The sequence below is a fragment of the Mycobacterium sp. 360MFTsu5.1 genome, assembly GCF_000383495.1.
GTDB lineage: Bacteria > Actinomycetota > Actinomycetes > Mycobacteriales > Mycobacteriaceae > Mycobacterium > Mycobacterium mucogenicum_B.
In genome coordinates this window covers 125,588-146,465 of sequence record NZ_KB911471.1, presented here as the reverse complement: position 1 = coordinate 146,465, position 20,878 = coordinate 125,588, and the positions used below count along the sequence as shown (strand labels likewise).

At 67.7% G+C, this 20,878-nt stretch carries 19 protein-coding genes; 7 read left to right on the top strand and 12 right to left on the bottom strand.

The genetic code is table 11. The annotated features are described in order from the left end of the window. The first annotated feature begins 326 nt into the window (after nt 1-326). The gene (locus H289_RS0123355; RefSeq protein WP_020103261.1) at nt 327-1,691 is read left to right on the top strand and encodes an adenylate/guanylate cyclase domain-containing protein; all 1,365 of its coding nucleotides are present in this window, start codon (nt 327-329) and stop codon (nt 1,689-1,691) included. Here H289_RS0123355 and H289_RS0123350 read toward each other — a convergent pair. From H289_RS0123350 to H289_RS0123330, 5 genes are read right to left on the bottom strand one after another with little or no spacing between them, the layout of a single operon-like run. Further along, complete coding sequence (locus tag H289_RS0123350) at nt 1,664-2,311, bottom strand: response regulator (RefSeq protein WP_020103260.1); 648 nt, start codon at nt 2,309-2,311, stop codon at nt 1,664-1,666. The genes H289_RS0123355 and H289_RS0123350 overlap by 28 nt on opposite strands. After that, nucleotides 2,304-3,437 (bottom strand): MacS family sensor histidine kinase, encoded by a 1,134-nt coding sequence (gene macS / locus H289_RS0123345; RefSeq protein ID WP_036421299.1) that lies wholly within the window; start codon nt 3,435-3,437, stop codon nt 2,304-2,306. Before macS ends, H289_RS0123350 begins: the two co-directional genes overlap by 8 nt. An 11-nt stretch (nt 3,438-3,448) precedes the next feature. After that, a complete protein-coding gene (locus H289_RS0123340) occupies nt 3,449-4,201 on the bottom strand; it encodes an amino acid ABC transporter ATP-binding protein (protein ID WP_196810074.1) in 753 nt (250 codons plus the stop codon). Between the two features lie 5 nt (nt 4,202-4,206). Continuing rightward, entirely contained in the window at nt 4,207-5,160 is a 954-nt protein-coding gene (locus H289_RS0123335; RefSeq protein ID WP_051128567.1) for an amino acid ABC transporter permease, read from the bottom strand. After that, the gene (locus H289_RS0123330; protein ID WP_020103256.1) at nt 5,144-6,055 is read right to left on the bottom strand and encodes an ABC transporter substrate-binding protein; all 912 of its coding nucleotides are present in this window, start codon (nt 6,053-6,055) and stop codon (nt 5,144-5,146) included. The genes H289_RS0123335 and H289_RS0123330 overlap by 17 nt, the downstream gene beginning before the upstream one ends. A gap of 203 nt (nt 6,056-6,258) precedes the next feature. Here H289_RS0123330 and H289_RS31170 point away from each other — a divergent pair, with 203 nt between their 5' ends. The 6 genes from H289_RS31170 to H289_RS0123300 all read left to right on the top strand — a co-directional run bounded on the left by H289_RS31170 (nt 6,259) and on the right by H289_RS0123300 (nt 13,129). Beyond that, nucleotides 6,259-6,864, top strand: a complete 606-nt coding sequence (locus tag H289_RS31170) for an HdeD family acid-resistance protein (RefSeq protein WP_404822238.1) — start codon at nt 6,259-6,261, stop codon at nt 6,862-6,864. Between the two features lie 143 nt (nt 6,865-7,007). Beyond that, on the top strand, nt 7,008-8,456 hold the full coding sequence (locus H289_RS0123320) for a cytochrome ubiquinol oxidase subunit I (RefSeq protein ID WP_020103254.1): 1,449 nt from the start codon (nt 7,008-7,010) through the stop codon (nt 8,454-8,456). Between the two features lie 12 nt (nt 8,457-8,468). Beyond that, nucleotides 8,469-9,524 carry a cytochrome d ubiquinol oxidase subunit II gene (cydB, locus tag H289_RS0123315; protein WP_020103253.1) on the top strand — a complete coding sequence of 352 codons (1,056 nt, stop codon included), beginning with the start codon at nt 8,469-8,471 and terminating at the stop codon, nt 9,522-9,524. Between the two features lie 23 nt (nt 9,525-9,547). Continuing rightward, nucleotides 9,548-11,167: a thiol reductant ABC exporter subunit CydD gene (gene cydD / locus H289_RS0123310; RefSeq protein ID WP_020103252.1), complete on the top strand. Its 1,620-nt coding sequence runs from the start codon at nt 9,548-9,550 to the stop codon at nt 11,165-11,167. Further along, nucleotides 11,145-12,680 (top strand): ATP-binding cassette domain-containing protein, encoded by a 1,536-nt coding sequence (locus tag H289_RS0123305; protein WP_196810073.1) that lies wholly within the window; start codon nt 11,145-11,147, stop codon nt 12,678-12,680. The genes cydD and H289_RS0123305 overlap by 23 nt, the downstream gene beginning before the upstream one ends. After that, the gene (locus H289_RS0123300) at nt 12,677-13,129 is read left to right on the top strand and encodes a DUF4190 domain-containing protein (protein WP_020103250.1); all 453 of its coding nucleotides are present in this window, start codon (nt 12,677-12,679) and stop codon (nt 13,127-13,129) included. Before H289_RS0123305 ends, H289_RS0123300 begins: the two co-directional genes overlap by 4 nt. A 27-nt stretch (nt 13,130-13,156) precedes the next feature. On the opposite strand, the gene H289_RS0123295 is transcribed toward H289_RS0123300, so the two are convergent. The 7 genes from H289_RS0123295 to trpB all read right to left on the bottom strand — a co-directional run bounded on the left by H289_RS0123295 (nt 13,157) and on the right by trpB (nt 20,874). Next, complete coding sequence (locus H289_RS0123295; protein WP_020103249.1) at nt 13,157-14,017, bottom strand: acyl-CoA thioesterase II; 861 nt, start codon at nt 14,015-14,017, stop codon at nt 13,157-13,159. A gap of 13 nt (nt 14,018-14,030) precedes the next feature. Further along, nucleotides 14,031-15,449, bottom strand: a complete 1,419-nt coding sequence (gene pyk, locus H289_RS0123290) for a pyruvate kinase (RefSeq protein ID WP_029105636.1) — start codon at nt 15,447-15,449, stop codon at nt 14,031-14,033. A 111-nt stretch (nt 15,450-15,560) separates the two neighbouring features. After that, nucleotides 15,561-15,959 (bottom strand): DUF2752 domain-containing protein, encoded by a 399-nt coding sequence (locus tag H289_RS0123285; RefSeq protein ID WP_029105635.1) that lies wholly within the window; start codon nt 15,957-15,959, stop codon nt 15,561-15,563. A 167-nt stretch (nt 15,960-16,126) separates the two neighbouring features. Further along, entirely contained in the window at nt 16,127-16,747 is a 621-nt protein-coding gene (locus H289_RS0123280) for a TetR/AcrR family transcriptional regulator (RefSeq protein ID WP_064986752.1), read from the bottom strand. A gap of 322 nt (nt 16,748-17,069) precedes the next feature. Further along, the gene (gene lgt / locus H289_RS0123275) at nt 17,070-18,818 is read right to left on the bottom strand and encodes a prolipoprotein diacylglyceryl transferase (RefSeq protein ID WP_020103245.1); all 1,749 of its coding nucleotides are present in this window, start codon (nt 18,816-18,818) and stop codon (nt 17,070-17,072) included. Continuing rightward, nucleotides 18,815-19,606: a tryptophan synthase subunit alpha gene (gene trpA / locus H289_RS0123270; protein ID WP_020103244.1), complete on the bottom strand. Its 792-nt coding sequence runs from the start codon at nt 19,604-19,606 to the stop codon at nt 18,815-18,817. The genes lgt and trpA overlap by 4 nt, the downstream gene beginning before the upstream one ends. Next, the gene (gene trpB, locus H289_RS0123265) at nt 19,603-20,874 is read right to left on the bottom strand and encodes a tryptophan synthase subunit beta (RefSeq protein ID WP_029105634.1); all 1,272 of its coding nucleotides are present in this window, start codon (nt 20,872-20,874) and stop codon (nt 19,603-19,605) included. The genes trpA and trpB overlap by 4 nt, the downstream gene beginning before the upstream one ends. Nucleotides 20,875-20,878: the final 4 nt, after the last annotated feature.

Genomic DNA, 20,878 nt, shown 5'->3' with positions numbered 1-20,878 from the left:
TGAGCAAGCATTCTTTTGGTATCTCCCCAGTTCACACGGCTTTATCGACTTACAGGTAAGCCATTCGACGCAGCTGTCGAATATTTGGCAATTTTGATATTGATCGCGGCTGACCATACTTTTCGGTTGCGGCGAAGGGACACCCGGTACCAACGAATATCCCACTCAGTGAGCCCTCCTAAATGGCCACAGCGACTGGCCAATAGGGGTCCCGCAACCACTCCGAAGCGGCCACGGCGGCGGCGCCGCGGCGGCCCGCTGTTCGCCGTCAGCGCAGTATCCGCAGGCGGGCACCAAATGCGGCCCCGCGCGTCTACCCTGAATCCATGGCGATCATGGACGACGCTCGCCTCGCCGGTGGCGCCGCGACCCCGGCCAGCGCCGATTTGGTCGCTGCCGTGCGCCGTTCTGTCTGTGTGCCGACCGCGACCGTCCGCGAGTGCCTGCGTCCCGACGCCGACATCCTGAGCCCGACGGTCGCCCGCAGCCGCCGGATTCTGACCCGCACCAGCCGCCTCGGCGCGGTGCTCAGCGTTTTCTTCGCCTTGCAGGCGTTGACCACAGGGCCTCACACGATGTGGATCGGCGCGGTCAACCTGGCCGGCGCGGTGCTCTTCCTCCTCGTCCCGGCGCTCTACCGGTTCGGCGAGCTCGTGGCCCCGGCGGCATTCATCCTCATCGCCTACGCCACGGTCACAGTCGTGACCATCAATGTGGGCACCGGCTCGGGAATTCTGCTGTATCTGACCGTTTCCGGTGCCATCGCGCTATTGATCGTGGGTCTCGAGCACGTGGGATTCGCGGCCGCCGTCGCCGCCGTCGGCATCGTCACCGCCAGCATCCTGGAATTCACGGTCCCGGCACACACCGGAGCGCAGACCGAGATGGAAAGCCGGGTGTCGTTCGTCATCATCGCGGTGTCGGCCTGCCTCATCGTGATGGCGACGGTCTGGTCGGTGCTGCGGGAGAACGCCATCGCCCAGCGCGCCATCCAAGCCGAATACCTGAGGTCCGAGACGCTGCTGGCGAACATCCTGCCCGAGTCCATCGCGCAGCGCCTCAAGGATCCCGCGCATTCGGTGATCGCCGACAAATTCGACGACGCCTCAATCCTTTTCGCCGACATCGCCGGCTACACCCAGCGCGCCAGCGACACCGCTCCGGCCGATCTGGTCCAGTTCCTGGACGCGCTGTACACCGGGCTCGACGCACTCGTCGACCGGCACGGCCTGGAGAAGGTCAAGACGAGCGGTGACTCCTACATGGTGGTCAGCGGTATCCCGCACGGCCGGGCCGATCACCTCGAGGCGCTGGCCTGCCTGGCCCTGGACTTCGCCGACTCGGTCCGCGAACTGACCGACCCGAAGGGGCGTCCCGTCCCGGTCCGCATCGGCATCGCCGCCGGCCCCGTCGTGGCCGGTGTGGTGGGGTCACGCAAGTTCTTCTACGACGTCTGGGGCGACGCGGTGAACGTCGCGTCCCGCATGGAGAGCACCGATGTCGCCGGCCGAATCCAGGTGCCGCACAACGTGTATGAGCGTCTCCAGCACGCCTACGAATTCGAGGAGCGCGGCGAGATCGACGTCAAGGGCAAGGGCCTGATGCGCACCTGGTACCTGGTCGGGCGAACCTCCGCGGCCGGCTCGTCGCGAGCCGACGGTGCTCAGTCCAGCCCGTGCTCGATGGCATAGCGCGCCGCTTCCACCCGATTGGCCACCTGCAGCTTGCGGAACGTCGCCTGCACGTGGTTCTCGACGGTGCGGTGACTCAGGGTCAGACGCTCGGCGATCTGCTTGGCGGTCAAGCCTTTTGCCACGTAACGGAGGATCTCGGTCTCCCGTTCCGTGAGCCCCGCGGCCGGGTCCGCTCCCGGCGCCTTGGCGATGCGCCGGTGCTCCCCCAGCACCAGACCGGCCAGGCCCGGAGTGAACACCGCACGCCCCTCACCCGTCGCGCGCACCGCGTCGGCCAGCTCGGCCTTGGAGGCGCTCTTCACCAGATACCCGGTGGCACCGGCCTTCACGGCCTCCAGCACGTCGTCGCGCTCGTCGGAGGCCGACAGCACCAGCACCCGGCTCGCCGGTGAGACCGCCAGCACCTGAGCGGTCGCCTCGACGCCGCTGCCGTCGGACAGACGCATGTCCATCAGCACCACCTGCGGCTTGACCACCGCGGCCCGGCGTCCCGCGGCCGCGACGCCGTCGGCGGTGGCCACCACGGTGAAGCCCGAGTCCTCGAGGTCACGGGCGACGGCGTCCCGCCAGATCGGGTGGTCGTCGACGACCATGACCGTCAGCTGCGGCTCAGACATCGCCGGCCGCCCTGGGCACGGTCAGCTCCCACTCTGTGCCGGCGCCCGGCGACGTCGTCAGCTCGGCCGTACCGCCGAGTGATTCCAGCCGTCCCACAATGGATTTCGTCACACCCATATGTCCCTCCGCAGCCGCCTGCGCCAACCGTCCGTCGGCGATCCCCACCCCATCGTCGCGGATGCTCACCACGACCTGTTCGCCGAGGTCCTCGACGAGGACGAAGGCCCGGGCCTGCGGGCCCGCATGCGCGACCGTGTTACCCAGCACATTGGCGACCGCGGCATCGAGTTCGCCTGCCACGGCGGCGTCGAGCAGCACCGGGTCCGGCGGCACGCTCACCGCGACGCGATCACCCGCGCGGGCACGGAGCATCTCCCCGACGTCGACCGATCCGCCCGTGGCCTCGTCCAGGCCGGAACTGACCAACCGGCGCAGCGCCCGTTCCTGCTCGCCGGCCAGCTGCGCGAGTTCCGTTGTCTCACCACCGATTTCCCGCCCCTTGCGGGCCACCAGTGCCAGCACCTGGATGGCGCCGTCGTGCACCTGGCGGGACAGCCGCTCGCGCTCCGCGGTCGCCGCTGCCAATCGGATGGCGCGCTGCAGCTCCGCGTGGGCACGGCGGGCGGTCTGTGCGGCCATCCCGACGGCGAGCCCCACCGCCAACTCGATGACGAGCGTCGCCTGCCGGCCGAGATTGGGGTCGAAGTAGCCCTTGAGCACCGCGCCGGCCGCCGTCACCAGCAGCCCGACGCCCATTCCGGCCGGCGGCCCCAGCTGGATGGCCGCGGACAGCGTCGCGTTGGTGGCCCACAACGTCGTCGGCCACGACTGGTTGCCGGCGATCCACGCCGGGGACGCCACCAGGTCGGTCGACAACACCAGCAGGATGACGACCACCACCTCGGCCAGCACCCAGGCCTTCCGTCGGCCGAAACCCTTCAGATAGGCCACGGCACACGCCAGGCTCCACGCGATGAGGACCCCGAACAGCGCCCACGTGACGGTCGGGTGTCGCAGATCGTCATTCACCGCGAGCTGAAAACCCAGGGCGTACAGGCAGCTGAGAAGCCGGAAGCCCTGCGCCGCCCGCCACAGCGGGGCGGCCGGGTCCGGTTCTGAGGCCAGGTGAACAGCCACTACATCACTTTGGACAGAAAAGCCTTCGTGCGTTCATGTTTCGGGTTGGCCATCACCTCGCGCGGGGCGCCGCGCTCGACCACGACTCCGCCGTCCATGAACACCAGCTCGTCGGCCACCTCGCGGGCGAAGCCCATCTCGTGCGTGACCACGATCATCGTCATGCCCTGTTGCGCAAGCTTCTTCATGACCGCGAGCACATCGCCGACCAGTTCCGGGTCGAGCGCCGAGGTCGGTTCGTCGAACAGCATGAGCTTGGGTTCCATCGCCAACGCGCGGGCGATCGCGACGCGCTGCTGCTGGCCGCCGGACAACTGCGCCGGGTACGCATCAGCCTTACTGGACAACCCCACCTGGTCGAGCAGGTCCCGCGCACGACTCACCGCCGCGTCCCGCTTGACGCCCTTGACGTGCAACGGCGCCTCGATGATGTTCTCCAGCGCGGTCCGGTGCGGGAACAGGTTGAAATGCTGGAAGACCATGCCGACATCGCGGCGCTGGCGGGCGGCCTCCTTGGGCGGGAGTTCGTGCAGCTTGCCCCCGCGTTCGCGGTACCCGACCAGCTCCTCGTCGACGTACAACCGCCCGGCGCTGACCTGTTCCAGGTGGTTGATGCACCGCAGGAACGTCGACTTTCCGGAACCGGAGGGACCGACGAGCACGAGGACCTGGCCGCGCTCGACTTCGAGCGAGACGCCCTTGAGCACGTCGAGGGCACCGAAGCTCTTGCACACCTGTTCGGCGCGCACCATGGGGGTCATGCGGGCACACCCCCGTGGTCGCCCATCTGCGCCAGGGCAAGGGCCTCAAGCTGTTTGGTCGTCAGCTTGCGCGACGCACCCCGCGAGAAGTACCGCTCCAGGTAGAACTGGCCGACCATCAGCACGCTGGTGATGACCAGGTACCAGGTCGCGGCGACCAGCAGCAGCGGGATGGGCTGGAAGATCACCGCGGAGATGTCCCGGGTACGGGTGTACAGCTCGAGCGTGTACGGCACGGCTGTGACCAGCGATGTGGTTTTCAGCATGCTGATCAGCTCGTTGCCGGTCGGCGGCACGATGACCCGCATCGCCTGCGGGAGAACGGTGCGCCGCATGGTCATCCACCACGACATGCCGAGAGCGACCGACGCCTCGGTCTGCCCCTCCGGGACGGAAATGATTCCGGCACGGATGATTTCGGCCATGTAGGCGGCTTCGTTGAGGCCCAGGCCGATGAAGGCCATCTCGAACGCCAGCGACAGTCCCTGCAGCTGGATGTGGAACAACGACGGACCGAACGGCACCCCGATCTGGATGTTCTGGTAGATCGACGGAAACAGGCCCCAGAACACCAGCTGCACGTACACCGGAGTACCGCGGAAAATCCACAGGTAGCCCCACGCGACCGCACGGAACACCGGGTTCGGCGACAACCGCATCACGGCCAGGACGACGCCGAGCACCAAGCCGATCGCCATCGCGTAGATGGTGAGCTGCACGGTGTTCCACGCCGCCTCGGCCACCCGCACGTCGAGCAGGTACTTGAGATAGGTGTCCCAGCCGTACGCGGGGTTGGTCGCGGCGCCGTAGAGGAACAGCCCGGCGACAGCGATGATCGCGACGGCCCCAACCCACCGCCAGGGATGCCGTAGCGGTACCGCGTGGATGGCGGCGGGACCGCTCGGGTCCGCCGCTGACTCAGCACCCGTCACGTCAGCTGGTGGCCCCATTGATGACCGGCTTGTCGATCATTCCGGCCTGCACGCCCCAATTGGTCGCGATCTGCTTGTACGTGCCGTTGTCGATCAGGTGCTGCAATGCCTGCAGCAGCGACTGTGCCAACGGCGAGCCCTTCTTCACCGGCCAGCCGTAGGGCGCCGAATCGAACACCTCGCCGGCCTGCACGAGCTTGCCGCCCGCCTGCTTGATCGCCCACAGCGTCACGGGCGAGTCCGCGGACATGGCGTCGGCCTGGCCGACGACGACGGCGTTGGCGGCCTGGTCCTGGTTGTCGAACTTCACCACGTCGATGGGCGGCTTACCGGCGTCGGTGCACGTCTTGGACTTGGCGGGCAGTTCCTCGGTGTCCTGCACCGTGGTCGACTCGACCGCGACCTTCTTGCCGCAGGAGTTGTTGGGGTCGACGTGGTCACCTGCGCGCTGCGCCCACAAGCTGCCGGCCGAGAAGTAGGTGACGAAGTCGACCTGCTGCTCACGCTGCTTGCTGTCGGTGAAGGACGACATGCCGACGTTGTAGGTGCCGGCCTGAATCGCCGGGATGATCTTCGAGAAGTCCGACTCTTCGCGGTAGTCGACGGTCAGACCGAGTGTCTGGGCGATGGCGTTCATCAGGTCGACATCGAAACCGACGACCTTGCCGCTCGGGTCCTTGTACTCGTTGGGTGCATACGGGATGTTGACGCCGACGATCAGCTTGCCGCTGGACTTGATGGCCTCCGGCACCGTGTTGGCGATCGACTCGACCTTGGCGGCCGGAGCCGCCGACGAACTCGATGCGGGCGAGCTGGATTCGGTGTTCTTGGTACACCCGGACAGCGCCAACGCGCCACTGGCCGCCGCCACCACCGCAATGCGCCACGCCGTGCCCCGACGGGTCTGACTCACACCTGACACGTTGCCTCTTCCTTCGTGCTCAACTCTGTCCCAGCCACAGCTGCCATGACACCCCGCCAGCGCGCATCGGTCGGCGTGCTGCGTTGGAGAGCACCTTAATGGCACGGTGGTCGCCAAGCAGCCCAATCGCCAGTTGTCCACATCTAGAACCACCGAAAACCAGTGTTGTCCGAACTCTGCGCAGCCTCCGTCAAATATGTGAGACTGCGTCAATGACCACGCAAACTCCGCCAAGTCTGTTGCAGCATCTGTGGAAAACCGAGCTCATCGCCGGCTTGATCTCCGTGGTACTGGGCGCCGCCGTGTTGGCCCAGCCGGGCATCTCGGTCGCGGTGGCAGCGATCTTCTTCGGGGCCTATCTGCTCGTCACCGGTATCGGCCAGGTGGTGTTCGCCTTCAGCCTGCACATCACAGCGGGCGGACGCGTGCTGGCCTTCATCAGCGGCGCGGCATCTCTGGTGCTCGCGGTGCTGGCCTTCCGTCATATCGGCGATGCCGTGCTGCTGCTGGCCATCTGGATCGGCATCGGCTTCATCTTCCGCGGTGTGGCCACCACGGTGTCGGCGATCAGCGATCCGGGGCTGCCCGCCCGCGGGTGGAACATCTTCCTCGGCATCATCAGCCTGATCGCCGGTTTCGTCGTGCTGGGTTCGCCGATCGAGTCGATCGGCACGCTGGCGCTGGTGACGGGCATCTGGCTGGTGGTCACCGGTGTCGCCGAAGTGATCACCGCATTCGGAATCCGCAAGGGCGCCAAGGCCGTTGACAAGGCCATCAACGAGGCGGCGACCAACGCCTGAGTCCGCCGACTGTCCGCGATTGTGTGGCCGGGCGCACGTGTGCGCCTGGCCACACAATTCGCTGTTCGGCGGGTCTGGACCACCGACCGGATGAACTACTACAGTAAGTCGTAGACCAATCCCTCCGGCTCGGGGAAGGCCCCATGGACGCACTGGACGTATCGAGGTGGCAGTTCGGGATCACCACCGTCTACCACTTCATCCTGGTCCCGCTGACCATCGGCCTCGCGCCGCTGCTGGCCGTCATGCAGACCATCTGGGTGGTGACGGGCAATCCGGCCTGGTACCGGCTGACCAAGTTCTTCGGCAAGCTGTTCCTGATCAACTTCGCCCTCGGCGTGGCCACGGGCATCGTGCAGGAATTCCAGTTCGGGATGAACTGGAGTGAGTACTCACGATTCGTCGGCGACGTGTTCGGCGCACCGCTGGCGCTGGAGGGCCTGGCGGCGTTCTTCTTCGAATCCACCTTCATCGGCCTGTGGATCTTCGGCTGGACCAAGCTGCCCCGCCTGGTGCACCTGGCGTGTATCTGGATCGTCGCGTTCGGGGTGAACGCGTCGGCGTTCTTCATCATCTCGGCCAACTCGTTCATGCAGCATCCCGTTGGCGCGCACTACAACCCGGAGACCGGCCGGGCGGAGCTGACCAGCATCTGGGAGCTGCTGACCAACAACACCGGCATCGCGGCGTTCACGCACACAGTCGGCGGCGCCATCCTGACGGCCTCCACGTTCGTCGCGGCGATCAGCGCCTGGTGGATGGTGCGCAGTGGCAACACCGAGGAATCGCGCACCATGTTCCGCCCCGCCGCCGTGCTGGGCTGCTGGGTCGCGCTGGTCGCCGCTGCCTCGCTCACGCTCACCGGCGACGCCCAGGGCAAGCTGATGTTCGTCCAGCAGCCCATGAAGATGGCCTCGGCAGAATCGTTGTGCCACACCCAAACCGATCCCGATTTCTCGGTCCTGACCATCGGTACCCACAACAACTGCGACAGCGTCGTGCACGTCATCGAGGTGCCGTACGTACTGCCGTTCCTCGCCGAGAGCAAGTTCGAGGGCGTCCGACTCGAGGGCGTGCAGGACCTGCAGAAGGCCTACGAGGCCAAATACGGTCCGGGTGACTACCGGCCCAACCTGTTCGTGACCTACTGGTCGTTCCGCATGATGATCGGATTGCTCGCGTTCCCAGGGCTTTTCGCGCTCACCACGCTGTGGTTGACGCGCAAGGGCCGGATTCCGACGCAACGGTGGCTGAGCTTGTTCGCGCTCGTGACGCTGCCCATGCCGTTCCTGGCCAACAGCGCCGGCTGGGTCTTCACCGAGATGGGCCGGCAGCCCTGGGTGGTCGCCGCCAACCCGACCGGTGACCCCAACCTGCACCTGACCATCCGGCAGGGCGTGTCGGCGCACAGCGCAGGCACGGTGTGGATCTCGTTGCTCACCTTCACCGCGCTGTATGCGGCGCTCGCCGTCGTCTGGTTCTGGCTCATCCGCCGCTACACGCTCGAAGGGCCCCAGGAACACGACGCCGAACCGACACCACCGACCCCACCCGACAGCGACGACGTCGCCCCACTGTCGTTCGCGTACTAGGAAGGGGCAGCCATGACACTCCAGCATCTGTGGTTCATCATCCTGGCCGTGCTCTTCGTGGGCTTCTTCGTCCTGGAGGGCTTCGACTTCGGCGTCGGCATGCTCATGGAGTTCTTCGGCCGCGCCGCCGGCGGTGACGAGGCCGACGCCGAACGGCACCGCCGCGTCGCGCTCAACACCATCGGTCCCGTATGGGACGGCAACGAAGTCTGGCTGCTCACCGCCGGCGGTTCCATGTTCGCGGCATTCCCCGGCATGTACGCCACGCTGTTCTCGGGCCTCTACCTGCCGCTGCTCGTGATCCTCGTCGGCATGATCGTCCGGGTCTGCGCCATCGAATGGCGCGGCAAGATCGACGACCCGCAGTGGCGCCGGTGGGCCGATATCGGCATCGCCCTGGGATCGTGGCTGCCCGCCGTGCTGTGGGGCGTGGCGTTCGCCTCCATCCTGCGCGGCCTCCCCGTCGACGCCCACCATCAGATTCAGCTGTCCTTCGGTGACGTCCTCAACCCGTACTCGATACTCGGCGGCCTCGCCACGGCGAGCCTCTTCGCGTTCCACGGCGCGGTGTTCGTCACGCTGAAAACCCAAGGGGCCGTGCACGACGACGCGCGCCGCTTCGCCACCCGACTCACCGTCCCGGTGACCCTGATCGTCGCCGGATTCGGCATCTGGACCCAGGTGGCCTACGGCAACGACATGACCTGGATCGCGCTGGGAATCGCTGTCGTGGCACAGCTTTCGGCAGTCCGCCTGGTGTGGACGCGCCGCGCCGACGGGTGGGCGTTCGCCGCGACAGCGGTCGTCGTCGTCGCGGTGGTCGCGCTCCTGTTCAGCTGCCTGTACCCGAATCTCATTCCCTCGACCCTCAATCCGGCATGGAGCCTGACGATCCACAACGCGTCGTCGTCGCCCTACACCCTGAAGGTGATGACCTGGGCCGCTCTGGTGTTCACGCCGTTGGTGATCGGCTACCAGGCATGGTCGTACTGGGTGTTCCGGCAACGGATTTCGGCCGAGCAGATCCCGGCCTCCATCGGTCTGACCCGAAACGGCGGGCTGCACTGACCCGTTCGTCGACCAACCCCCGCATGACCGCCGGCCTGCGGCGGCATCTGGCGGCCACGGTCGGCAGCGGGGTCGTCATCACCGGCGCGGCGCTCGCCGCGGCAGTGCTCACCGCGCAGGTGGTGGCGGGGGTCATCACCACCGGCGCGCCGCTGTCGCACTGGGTACCTCAGCTGCTGGCGCTCGCCGCACTCTGGTCGCTGCGCGCCGGCGCCCAGTGGTGGCAGGCCAGGCTCAGTCAGCACGGCGCCACCGCCATGATCGCCGATCTCGACGCGCAGGTGCTCACCGCCGTCACCGCGCTGCCGCCGCAGCGTCGACAGGCCGTGCACGACGAGGCCGCGATCCTGCTGACCCGCGGGCTGGACGGGCTGCGACCGTACTTCACCCGCTACCTGCCCGCGGTCGTCATGTCCGTGCTGCTGACCCCGGCCGCCGTCATCGTGATCGCCTGGTACGACGTGAAATCCGCGATCGTCGTGCTGATCGCGCTGCCGCTCATCCCGCTGTTCATGGTGCTGATCGGTGTCATGACCACCGAGCGGTCGGCGGCCGCGCTCGCCGCCATGGCCACGCTGCAGTCGCGTCTGCTCGACCTGATCGCAGGTATCCCCACACTGCGTGCCCTGAACCGCGCCGAGGGCGCCGCGCCGCGCATCACCGAACTGTCCGACGCACACCGGCGTTCGGCCCTGGCCACGCTGCGGATCGCGTTCCTGTCGGCGCTCGTCCTGGAATTACTGGCGACACTCGGGGTGGCGCTGGTCGCCGTCGGCGTCGGTCTGCGCCTGGTCAGCGGCGGCGTCACCCTGCCGGTCGCGCTGACGGTGCTGCTCCTGGCACCCGAGGTGTTCTGGCCGCTGCGCCGCGTCGGCGTCGAATTTCATGCCGCCCAAGACGGCAAGGTCGCCTTCGAGCAGGCCTACCGGCTGCTGGAGAACGCCGGGCAACCCGAGTCCGGCACCGCCCGGATCGGCGCACGGCCGACCATCGACCTGGAACAGGTCAGCATCGAGGGCCGGGATGGCCCGGCTCCGCACAATCTGACGTTGCGGGCCGAGCCCGGCTCGGTGACTGTCCTGACCGGACCCAATGGCAGCGGAAAAAGCACAGCGCTGCAAGCGATTCTGGGGCTGACGACGCCCGACGCCGGCCGGGTGTCTCTCGGCGACGGCGAGCTCCGCGTCGAGGTCGGAGCGCTGGACCGGCAGCACTGGTGGCAACAGATCGGCTGGCTGCCGCAACGGCCCGTGCTCGTCCCGGGCACCGTGCGCGAGAACCTGGAATTGCTCGGCCTGCTGCCCGATCTCGACGGCGCCTGCCGTGCAGCGGGATTCGACGAGGTACTGGCCACTCTGCCCGCCGGACTGGACACCGTGCTGGGCCGCGGCGGCTCCGGGCTGTCGCTGGGCCAGCGGCAGCGGCTGGCACTGGCGCGCGTACTCGGCCGGCCCACCCCGGTGCTGCTGCTCGACGAACCGACCTCACATCTGAACGCCGAGCTGGAACTCCAGGTCCTCCAGGCGATCCGGGCCCGCGCCGAGGCCGGCGCGACCGTCATCGTCGTCGGACACCGGGCCGCCGTGCTGGCCATCGGTGACGAGATCGTCCGGGTGGGAGGTGCGTCCCGTGTCCACAGTTAGATTCGCGGTCGACCTGCTCCGGCCCCGGCTTCCCCGCCTGGCGCTGGCCGTCTTCCTCGGGTCCGCGGCGCTCGGCAGCGCCCTCGCCCTGGCCGGGGTTTCGGCGTGGCTGATCACCCGGGCCTGGGAGCAGCCGCCGATCCTGGAGTTGACGGTCGCGGTGGTGGCCGTCCGGCTGTTCGGCATTTCCCGTGGCGTGCTGGGCTACTGCGAACGCCTGGCATCGCACGACGTGGCGCTGCGCGCCGCCGGCCGGGCCCGCACCGAGCTGTACCGGCGGCTGTCGGCCGCCCCGCCGGCGACGGTGCTGCGCCTGAGCAGCGGCGAATTGGTTTCGCGCGCAGGCGCTTCCGTCGACGACCTGGCCGACACCCTGGTGCGCGCCGTGCTGCCCGCCGCCGTGGCGACGGTGCTGTCGACCGCCGCGGTGATCGTCATCGCCGTCATCTCCCCCGCTGCCGCGCTCGCCCTGACCGCCGGACTGGTGGTGGCCGGAGTCTGGGCGCCATGGCAGGCGGCCCGCGCCGCGGAAGCCACCGAACGTCTTGCCGCAGCACACCATTCGGACCGTGACGCCGCCGTCATGCTGGCACTCGACCATGCCGCCGAACTGGCCGTGGCCGGCCGCCTCAGCGGTGTCATCGCGCAGGCCACCGCGGACCACCGCCGCTGGGGCGACGCCGCCGACCGCGCCGCCCGGCCCGCCGCCATCGCCGCCGCGGTTCCGATTCTGGCCACCGGTGCCAGCGCCATCGCCGCGATCCTCGCCGCCATCTCGCTCACGTCGGCCGTCGCACCCACGACATTGGCGATCCTCATGCTGCTGCCGCTGTCGGCGTTCGAAGCAACCGGCGCGCTGCCCGCCGCGGCCGTGCAGTTGACGCGGGCCCGCATCGCCATCACGCGGCTCACCGGCATGCTGGCCGAGCACCCCGACGACCGCGCCCTCGTGGCCGTCCCGCCGCTGCAGGTCGTACCCGGCGAACGGATTGCCGTACTGGGCGCCAGCGGTCGGGGCAAGACGACGCTGCTGCTGTCCACCGCCGATCGCCTGCGCGAAACCGATTCACCGGCAGGGTTTTTCGCCGAGGATGCGCACCTGTTCGACACCACGCTGCGGGACAACCTCCTGGTGGCCCGGGGCGACGCCACCGACGACGAGCTCATCGCCGCGCTGGCAAAGGTCGGCCTGGGCCCCTGGCTGGCGACGCTGCCGGACGGGTTGTCGACCCTGCTGGCCGGCGGCCCTGCCGCCGTCTCCGCCGGACAGCGGCGCCGCCTGCTGCTCGCCCGTGCCCTGCTGACCGACTTCCCCGTCGTGCTCCTCGATGAACCCACCGAGCATCTCGACGCGGCGGACAGCCACCGCTTGCTCGCCGAACTCCTCACTCCCGGCGCATTGTTCGGCGCCGACCGGGCGGTCGTGGTGGCCACGCACCACCTGCCGCCGAGCCTGCACTGCACGGTGCTGAACCTGGACCTCAGCAAAGACGGGTACCCTGCGCAGTCATGAGCATGTATCCCGGTGGCGCGTATCCCCCGCCGCCACCGCCGCCGTACGCCAACCAGGGATACGGGGCATACACGTCGGCGCCGCGCAACGGCATGGGAACCGCCGCACTGGTTCTGGGCATCGTGGGACTGCTGACCTCGTGGTCGGTGGTCGGTGGACTGCTGTTCGGATTGGGCGCCGTGGCGTGCGGCGTCCTCGGCCGCGGCCGGGTCAAGCAGGGCCTCGCCGACAACGGCGTGGTGGCCGGTGCGGGCATCGTGCTCGGCGCGCTGGCGACCGTACTGGCCGTCGTGTTCGTCTTCGTCGTGATCGGCTTCTACCGCCAGGTCGGGTTCGGTGACTACACCGACTGCATGACGCGCGCCGGGCAGGACCAGAACGCGCAGAACACCTGCGTCCAGGATTTCCGCGGCCGCATCGAGAAGGAGTTCGGTGTCACGGTCGGCTGAGCCGGGTCCCGTGACACACCAAAAGCCTTAGCCCGGAAAGTGTTTGACGATGCCTTCCTGGGTCACCGTCGCCAGCACCTGGCCGGCGCGGTCGAAGAAATGGCCGGACGCCAGGCCCCGGGAATCGGCGGCCACCGGTGACGTCGTCGAATACAGCACCCACTCGTCGAACTTGATGGGCCGGTGGAACCAGACGGTGTGGTTCATGGTGACCGCGAAAATCCGGTCGTGCCCCCACGACAGGCCGTGGGTGGTGATGATCGAGTCCAGCAGCGTCGTGTCCGACGAATAGACCAGTGCCGCAGCGTGCAGCACCGGATCGTCGGGCATGGCACCCATGGTCTTGAGCCACACGCGGTTGTGGTCGAGCTTGCCGCCCTTGTCCCGCATCACCCAGGCCGGGTCGTTGGTGTAGCGCCATTCGATGGGTTTGAGCGCCTCTACGAACAGCGGAACGGTCTCCTCGTAGCCCTTCAGCAGGTCGTCGATCGTGGGCAGCGACAACGGATCCGGCACCACCGGGGCCTTGACCGAGTGTTCGAGACTGCGCCCGCCGGCCAGGTGCGACACCAGTGCCGTCGCCAGCAGGGTGTCGCCCTGCATGACGTCGACGCGGCGGTTCGCGAAGCGACGTTCGTCGCGCAGCCGGACCACCTTGAACTCCAGGTCGCGCTCCGGATCGCCACCGGCGATGAAGTGCGTCGACAGCGTCGTCGGCGGGAGCTTCGGCGGTACGGTGCGGCTGGCGGCGACGAAGGCCTGCGCCATCATCTGGCCACCGAAGGTACGGACCGGGTTCCGGCTCGGATGACCACCGGTGAAGGTGTCGTCATCGACCTGGGTGACGTCGAGAACCTTGAGCAGTTCCTCGAAATCAGCAGTCGTCACGCGTCGCTCCCGGTTAGTGATCTTCCTCCCCGATCCGGTGCACGTGGATCAGGTTGGTCGAGCCTACTGTGCCCGGAGGCGCACCCGCGACGATGACCACCAGGTCACCGCGCTTGTAGCGGTCCAGCTCCAGCAGCGCCTTGTCGACCTCCTGGATCATGCCGTCGGTGCTTTCCATCTTCGGGACGATGAACGTCTCGGTCCCCCAGGTCAGCGCCAGCTGGCTGCGCACCTCGGGCAGGTCGGTGAAGGCCAGCAGCGGCAGCGGCGTGTGCAGGCGGGACAGCCGGCGCACGGTGTCGCCCGACTGGGTGAAGGCGACCAGCGCCTTGGCGTCCAGCCGCTCGCCGATGTCGCGGGCCGCGTAGGAGATGACGCCACGTTTGGTGCGCGGCACGTGGGTCAACGGCGGCGCGTCCGTGGAGTTCGCCTCGACAGCTTTCACGATGCGCGCCATGGTCCGCACGGCCTCCAGCGCGTGCTTGCCGACCGAGGTCTCACCGGAGAGCATCACGGCGTCGGCGCCGTCGAGAATCGCGTTCGCGACGTCCGAGGCCTCGGCCCGAGTGGGCCGGGAGTTCTCGATCATCGACTCCAGCATCTGGGTCGCCACGATGACGGGTTTGGCGTTCTCCCTGGCCATCTGGATGGCGCGCTTCTGCACCAGCGGCACTTCCTCGAGCGGCAGCTCGACGCCCAGGTCACCACGGGCGACCATGATCGCGTCGAAGGCCAGCACGATGGCCTCGAGATTGTCGACGGCTTCGGGCTTCTCCAGCTTGGCGATCACCGGCACCCGGCGCCCCACCGAGTCCATCACCTCGTGCACGAGTTCGATGTCGGCCGGCGACCGGACGAAGGACAGCGCGATCAGGTCGACGCCGAGCTTCAAGGCGAACTTCAGGTCTTCGATGTCCTTCTCGGACAACGCCGGAACGGACACGTTCATCCCGGGCAGCGACAGGCCTTTGTTGTTGCTGACCGGCCCGCCCTCGGTGACGGTGCAGACGACGTCGTTGCCGTCGATCTTGTCGACCACCAGGCCGACCTTGCCGTCGTCGACGAGCAGGCGGTCACCGGCGCGGGCGTCCTCGGCCAGCTGCTTGTAGGTGGTCGACACGCGATCGTGGCTGCCTTCGCAGTCGTCGACGGTGATCCGCACCGTTTCGCCGGTGTGCCACTCGGTGGGACCGTCGGCGAAGCGACCGAGCCGAATCTTGGGGCCCTGCAGGTCGGCGAGAATGCCGACCGCGCGGCCGGCGGTGTCGGACGCCGCCCGCACGCGCTTGTACGCCGTCTCATGATCGGCGTGGGCACCATGGCTGAAATTCAGCCGCGCCACATCCATCCCAGCTTCCACCAGCGCCAGTACGGTCGCGTCGGTAGACGTAGCCGGGCCCAGGGTACAGACGATTTTTCCGCGCCTATTCACGGTGCATGAGCATAGTGGATCGATTCAGATAACGGCCCGTCGGGAGCGCCGTCGGCGCCTCGAACATCAGCCGAACAGCGAGTTGCTGGGCGGTGTCCGCAGCTCAGCGCGCTACGGCTGGGTGAACGTCGGCACCAGAGGGAAGCCCGGCAGATTACGGATCACCGTCCACACCAGCATCACCACCAGAGCCGTCACCAGCGGCGGCGCCACCGACAGGCGGCGTCGCCAGCACACCACGAGCCAGACGGTCAGCAGCGGCAATCCCACGAGTGCGAAGACGTTGTCGACGACGGCAGCCGAGAAGTCACCATGCAGCACGTCGTGCGTCATGCGCAGCCCGCCGCACAGCGGACAGTTCCAGCCGGTAAGGGCCTTGAACGGGCACGGCGGAAACCCGAATCCGGGGTGATGCGGGTCAGCGACACCGATATACGTCAGAGTCGCCACCGCCACAGCGCCGGTGCCGGCCACTCCCGCCACACGCGCGGCCCTGCCTGCTGACGTCATCAGTCCATGATGCCCGGTGGGGGCTCGCTCGCCGCGGACTGAACAGGGAATTGGTACGTGCGATGTGCAAATGCGAACGTCGGTGACCCCTCGACACCGACGTCCGCCGCGCGAACCCAGCGACAATATTGCCGTATTGTAACGGTTCGGGCAAACGTAGGCGAGGGTTATTGGCGCAACTGGCCGTGCCGGATCAGCTCGTTGACGGACTCTTCCCACCTGGCCAGCTCGGGATCAGAAGTGAACGACGCCTGCAGGTGCCGATCGAGATGCCGGCGCAAGATGATCGAGCCCAACGTCAGGACCAACGGATTCAGCCCGGCCCAGACCACGTCGAGCCCCTCGGCCGCGTCCCCGCTGTCGACCATGCGCTGCCACCGGTCGATGCCGATCCGCGCCATCGCGTCGAATATCGCTATGCCACTTGGTGTTTCAGAAGCCACCGCCCGGCCCAGATAGTCCATGACCACCAGATGGTCGGTGAGCAGGCCGTGCACCGCCCTGCCGATAGCGGCAACCGAATCCGGCCCGGGGCTTTCCAGCGCGGCGAACATGGTCGAGCTGATGAGTTTCATCGCCACGTCGTCGACGGCCTTGATCAAACCGTCCTTGGTGCCGAAATGGTGCTGCACCAACCCCACTGACACGCCCGCGGTATCAGCCACCATCTGCAACGTCGCATCGGACGTGCCCCGCTGCGCAAACACCGTCAGCGCCGCATTGAGGATGCGGTCCTGCCGAGACTGCTGCAACTGCGCTCCGTCGGCTATGTCATCCACAGGAGACATCCAACCACCGCACAACCGATAACGACCGGCGACTGCGGAACATACCGTTCGCATGAATGTGCAGCTTGTGCGCACTTTTGCCCCGGGGTGGATGTGAGGTCGCGGTGGCCCTGCGCCTACGAAGTGGGTTTTGCGCCCTCAGTTCAGGGTCAACGGCGAGGGGCCGCCCGGCCGCGTTGACTCTGCGCTGACGGCGTTCGCCACTCGCACTTTTGCGCCCTCAGTTCAGGGTCAACAGCGAGGGTCGCCGAGCGTGCGCACAGTGCGTCCTCGGTGCCAGATCCGCGATCTGGCCGCACATTCGCGGCCCTGCAGGCTTGGCTCAGCCCTGACGGCGCCACCAACGACGACGAGGTGAAGGCGGCTCCCACACGGGAACCCCAACGGGCTCAACCTTTTCGGTGACTGCGGCCTTCGGTGCAGCTTCTTCAGCCGGCTCAGAGTCGGCGTCGGCTTCATCGGCAGTTTCGTCGGTGCTGTCGTCGGCGTCTTCGGCTTCGTCAGCGTCTTCAGCCTCGGAATCCGTTACTTCCTCGGACTCCTCGACGGCTTCGGCTTCCGCGGCATCCTCAACATCAGCGCTGTCGTCGCCGTCGACGACATCAGTCTCCGCGGCGGCTTCGTCAGCGTCTTCAGCTTCGGAATCCGTTACTTCCTCGGACTCCTCGACGGCTTCAGCTTCCGCGGCATCCTCAACATCAGCGCTGTCGTCACCGTCGGCGACCTCAGTCTCCGCGGCGGCCTCGTCAGCCACCTCGTCGGATTCCGTTGTCCCCTCGGACTCCTCGGCCACCTCGACAGCTTCAGCTTCCGCGGCATCCTCAACATCAGCGCTGTCGTCGCCTTCGGCGATCTCCGCCTCAACGTCTTCGGCGTCAGCAGCCTCGGCTTCGGCCTCCGCGGTCTCGGGCTCTTCGGCATCCAGTTCTTCGGCCTCGGAGTCGGACTCGTCTGCTGCCTCGACTGCCTCGGAATCGACTGACTCGTCGGCGGATTCGTCGACGGATTCCTCGACCGCGCCCTCGGCGTCGCCGGCCTGCTCGGCGAGCGCCACGGTTTCGTCGGATTGGGTCTCGACGGCGTCGGCCTCGTCGGCGACGTCGGCATCGCCGTCCGACGCGGCAGCGGCGCCGGCCGCGACAGCCACGGGCACGGCCAACAGGGCGCCCTCAGCGTCGGTCTCTTCGTCGGCTTCTTCGGCCTGCCGGCCACCGAGCGTCGACGGATCCTCACGGCCCCGCGGCGCCACCATCATGTAGACGACGGCACCGATGAACACGAACGTCGAGGTGAAGGAGTTGACGCGGATACCAGCGATCAGCGTCGCGGTGTCGCTGCGCATCAGCTCGACGCCGAAGCGGCCGACGCAGTAGGCGGCGACGTACAGCGCGAACAGCCGGCCGTGACCCAGCTTGAAGCGGCGGTCGGCCCACAGGAGGATGAAGAAAACCAGGAGGTTCCACAGCAATTCGTAGAGGAACGTCGGGTGTACGACCTCATAGACCTGCCCGGTCGAGACGCCGTTGAGCAGATGCGGGTTCACGACGCCGGAACCGTCGCTGCGCTGGAAGATCTGCAGGCCCCAGGGCAGGTCGGTCGGCCGGCCGTACAGCTCCTGGTTGAAGTAGTTGCCGAGGCGGCCGATGGCCTGGGCCAGGATGATGCCGGGTGCGATGGCGTCACCGAACGCAGGCAGCGGAATTCCATGCCGGCGGCAGCCGATCCATGCGCCGACGCCACCCAGCGCGACCGCACCCCAGATACCCAGGCCGCCGTCCCAGATCCGGACAGCACCGGCGAAGCCCGCGCCGCCCTCGGCGAAGTAGGTGCGCCAGTCGGTCATCAGGTGGTACAGGCGACCACCGACGAGGCCGAACGGCACCGCCCACAGCGCGATGTCGTAGATGACGCCCGGTTCACCACCGCGCGCGACCCATCGGCGATCGCCGATGATCAGCGCGGCGATGATGCCGGTGATGATGCAGAGCGCGTAGGCCCGGATCGGTACTGGCCCCAAGTGCCAGACGCCCTGGGCCGGACTCGGGATGTATGCCAGCAACGATGTGGTCACGCGGAAACTTTCTGTCGTACTCCGTGGGCCAGTTCTTCGGACAAAGCGCGTACCGCGGGGATGCCGCCGTCACCCAGCGCCGACACGAGTGCCGAGCCGACGATGACGCCGTCGGCGTAGGCGGCGATCTCGGCCGCCTGTCCGCGCGATCGCACACCGAGGCCGACACCCACCGGGATGTCCGACACTGCACGCACCCGCGACACCAGTTCCGGCGCCATGTTCGACACGGCGTCGCGCGCACCGGTCACGCCCATGGTCGACGCGGCGTAGACGAACCCGCGCGAGGCCTGCACTGTGGCGGCCAGCCGCTCCGGGGTCGACGACGGCGCCACCAGGAAGATGCGGTCCAGGTTGTGGGCGTCGGAGACGCCGAACCATTCGTCGGCCTCGTCGGGGATGAGGTCGGGCGTGATGAGCCCGAGCCCGCCCGCCGACGCCAGGTCACGCGCGAAAGCGTCGACGCCCCAGCGCAACACCGGATTCCAGTAGGTCATGACGACGGCGTGCCCGCCGGCGTTGCTGATGGCCTCGACGGCCTTCAACGCGTCACGGACCCGAACCCCGTTCTGCAGCGCGGTGTTGGTGGCGGCGGCGATGACCGGCCCGTCCATGCCCGGATCGGAGTACGCGACGCCGACTTCGATGATGTCGCAACCGGATTCGGTCATCGCGACCATCGCGTCGATGGACGTCTGCACGTCCGGGTAACCAGTCGGCAAGTACCCGATCAGCGCCGAACGCCCTTCGGCCCGGCACGATTCGAACAATCCAGCCAGTCGGCTCATGACGCTTCCCCAGTCTCACCGTCCAGTAGACCGAACCATTTCGCGGCGGTCTCGACGTCCTTGTCGCCACGGCCGGACAGGTTCACCACGATCACCGAACCCGGGCCCAGTTCACTGCCCAGCTTCAACGCGCCCGCCACCGCGTGCGCCGACTCGATGGCCGGGATGATGCCCTCGGTGCGGCACAGCAGCCCGAACGCTTCCATGGCCTCGGTGTCGGTGACCGGCCGGTACTCGGCGCGGCCGATGTCCTTGAGGAAGGCATGTTCGGGACCGACGCCCGGGTAGTCCAAACCGGCTGAGATGGAATGCGATTCGATGGTCTGGCCGTCCTCGTCCTGCAGCAGGTAGGAGAACGAGCCCTGGAACGCACCCGGCGACCCGCCGGTGAAAGTGGCGGCGTGCCTTCCGGTTTCGACGCCGTCGCCGGCCGCTTCGAAACCGACCAGGCGCACCCCCGGATCGTCGATGAAGGCGTGGAAGACGCCGATGGCGTTCGATCCACCGCCGACGCATGCCGTCACCGCGTCGGGCAGCCGACCGGCCTGCTCCTGAATCTGGACCCGCGCCTCCATGCCGATGACGCGCTGGAAGTCGCGCACCATGACGGGGAACGGATGCGGCCCGGCCGCGGTGCCGAAGCAGTAGTAGGTGTCGTCCGCGTTGGTGACCCAGTCGCGGAAGGCTTCGTTGATGGCGTCCTTGAGCGTCGCCGAACCGGCCTCGACCGACACCACGGTGCCGCCGAGCAGCCGCATCCGGGCCACGTTCAGCGCCTGCCGCGCGGTGTCGACCGCACCCATGTAGACGACGCACTCCAGGCCGAGCAGCGCGCAGGCCGTCGCGGTGGCGACGCCGTGCTGGCCGGCGCCGGTCTCGGCGATGACGCGGGTCTTGCCCATGCGCTTGGCCAGCAGAGCCTGCCCGAGCACGTTGTTGATCTTGTGAGAACCGGTGTGGTTCAGGTCTTCTCGTTTGAGGAAGAGTCGCGCACCGCCGGCATGTTCGGACAGTCGCGTCGCTTCGTAGAGCGGCGACGGCCGGCCGGTGTAGTGCTGCTGCAGCCGGTCGAGCTCGTCGAGGAAGGTCTGGTCGGTGCGGACCTTGTCGTAGGCCGCGGTGACTTCCTCGATGACCGCCATCAGCGCCTCGGGTACCAGCCGGCCGCCGTAGGCACCGAAGTGCCCCTTGGCGTCGGGGTCGTGGCTCGTGGCTTCGGCGACCGCCGCGCTCATCCGCGGCAATTCAGTACCTGTGTGATCAGACATGAGA

Bases quoted from the DNA above. Each gene is read 5' to 3' on its own strand.
- H289_RS0123320 (WP_020103254.1), top strand. From the start codon at position 7,008: ATGGACGCACTGGACGTATCGAGGTGGCAGTTCGGGATCACCACCGTC.
- H289_RS0123280 (WP_064986752.1), bottom strand. From the start codon at position 16,747: ATGTCTCCTGTGGATGACATAGCCGACGGAGCGCAGTTGCAGCAGTCT.
- trpA (WP_020103244.1), bottom strand. From the start codon at position 19,606: ATGAGCCGACTGGCTGGATTGTTCGAATCGTGCCGGGCCGAAGGGCGT.
- H289_RS0123300 (WP_020103250.1), top strand. From the start codon at position 12,677: ATGAGCATGTATCCCGGTGGCGCGTATCCCCCGCCGCCACCGCCGCCG.
- H289_RS0123285 (WP_029105635.1), bottom strand. From the start codon at position 15,959: ATGACGTCAGCAGGCAGGGCCGCGCGTGTGGCGGGAGTGGCCGGCACC.
- H289_RS0123350 (WP_020103260.1), bottom strand. From the start codon at position 2,311: ATGTCTGAGCCGCAGCTGACGGTCATGGTCGTCGACGACCACCCGATC.
- H289_RS0123335 (WP_051128567.1), bottom strand. From the start codon at position 5,160: ATGGGGCCACCAGCTGACGTGACGGGTGCTGAGTCAGCGGCGGACCCG.
- cydD (WP_020103252.1), top strand. From the start codon at position 9,548: ATGACCGCCGGCCTGCGGCGGCATCTGGCGGCCACGGTCGGCAGCGGG.
- H289_RS0123340 (WP_196810074.1), bottom strand. From the start codon at position 4,201: ATGGTGCGCGCCGAACAGGTGTGCAAGAGCTTCGGTGCCCTCGACGTG.
- cydB (WP_020103253.1), top strand. From the start codon at position 8,469: ATGACACTCCAGCATCTGTGGTTCATCATCCTGGCCGTGCTCTTCGTG.
- H289_RS0123355 (WP_020103261.1), top strand. From the start codon at position 327: ATGGCGATCATGGACGACGCTCGCCTCGCCGGTGGCGCCGCGACCCCG.
- trpB (WP_029105634.1), bottom strand. From the start codon at position 20,874: ATGTCTGATCACACAGGTACTGAATTGCCGCGGATGAGCGCGGCGGTC.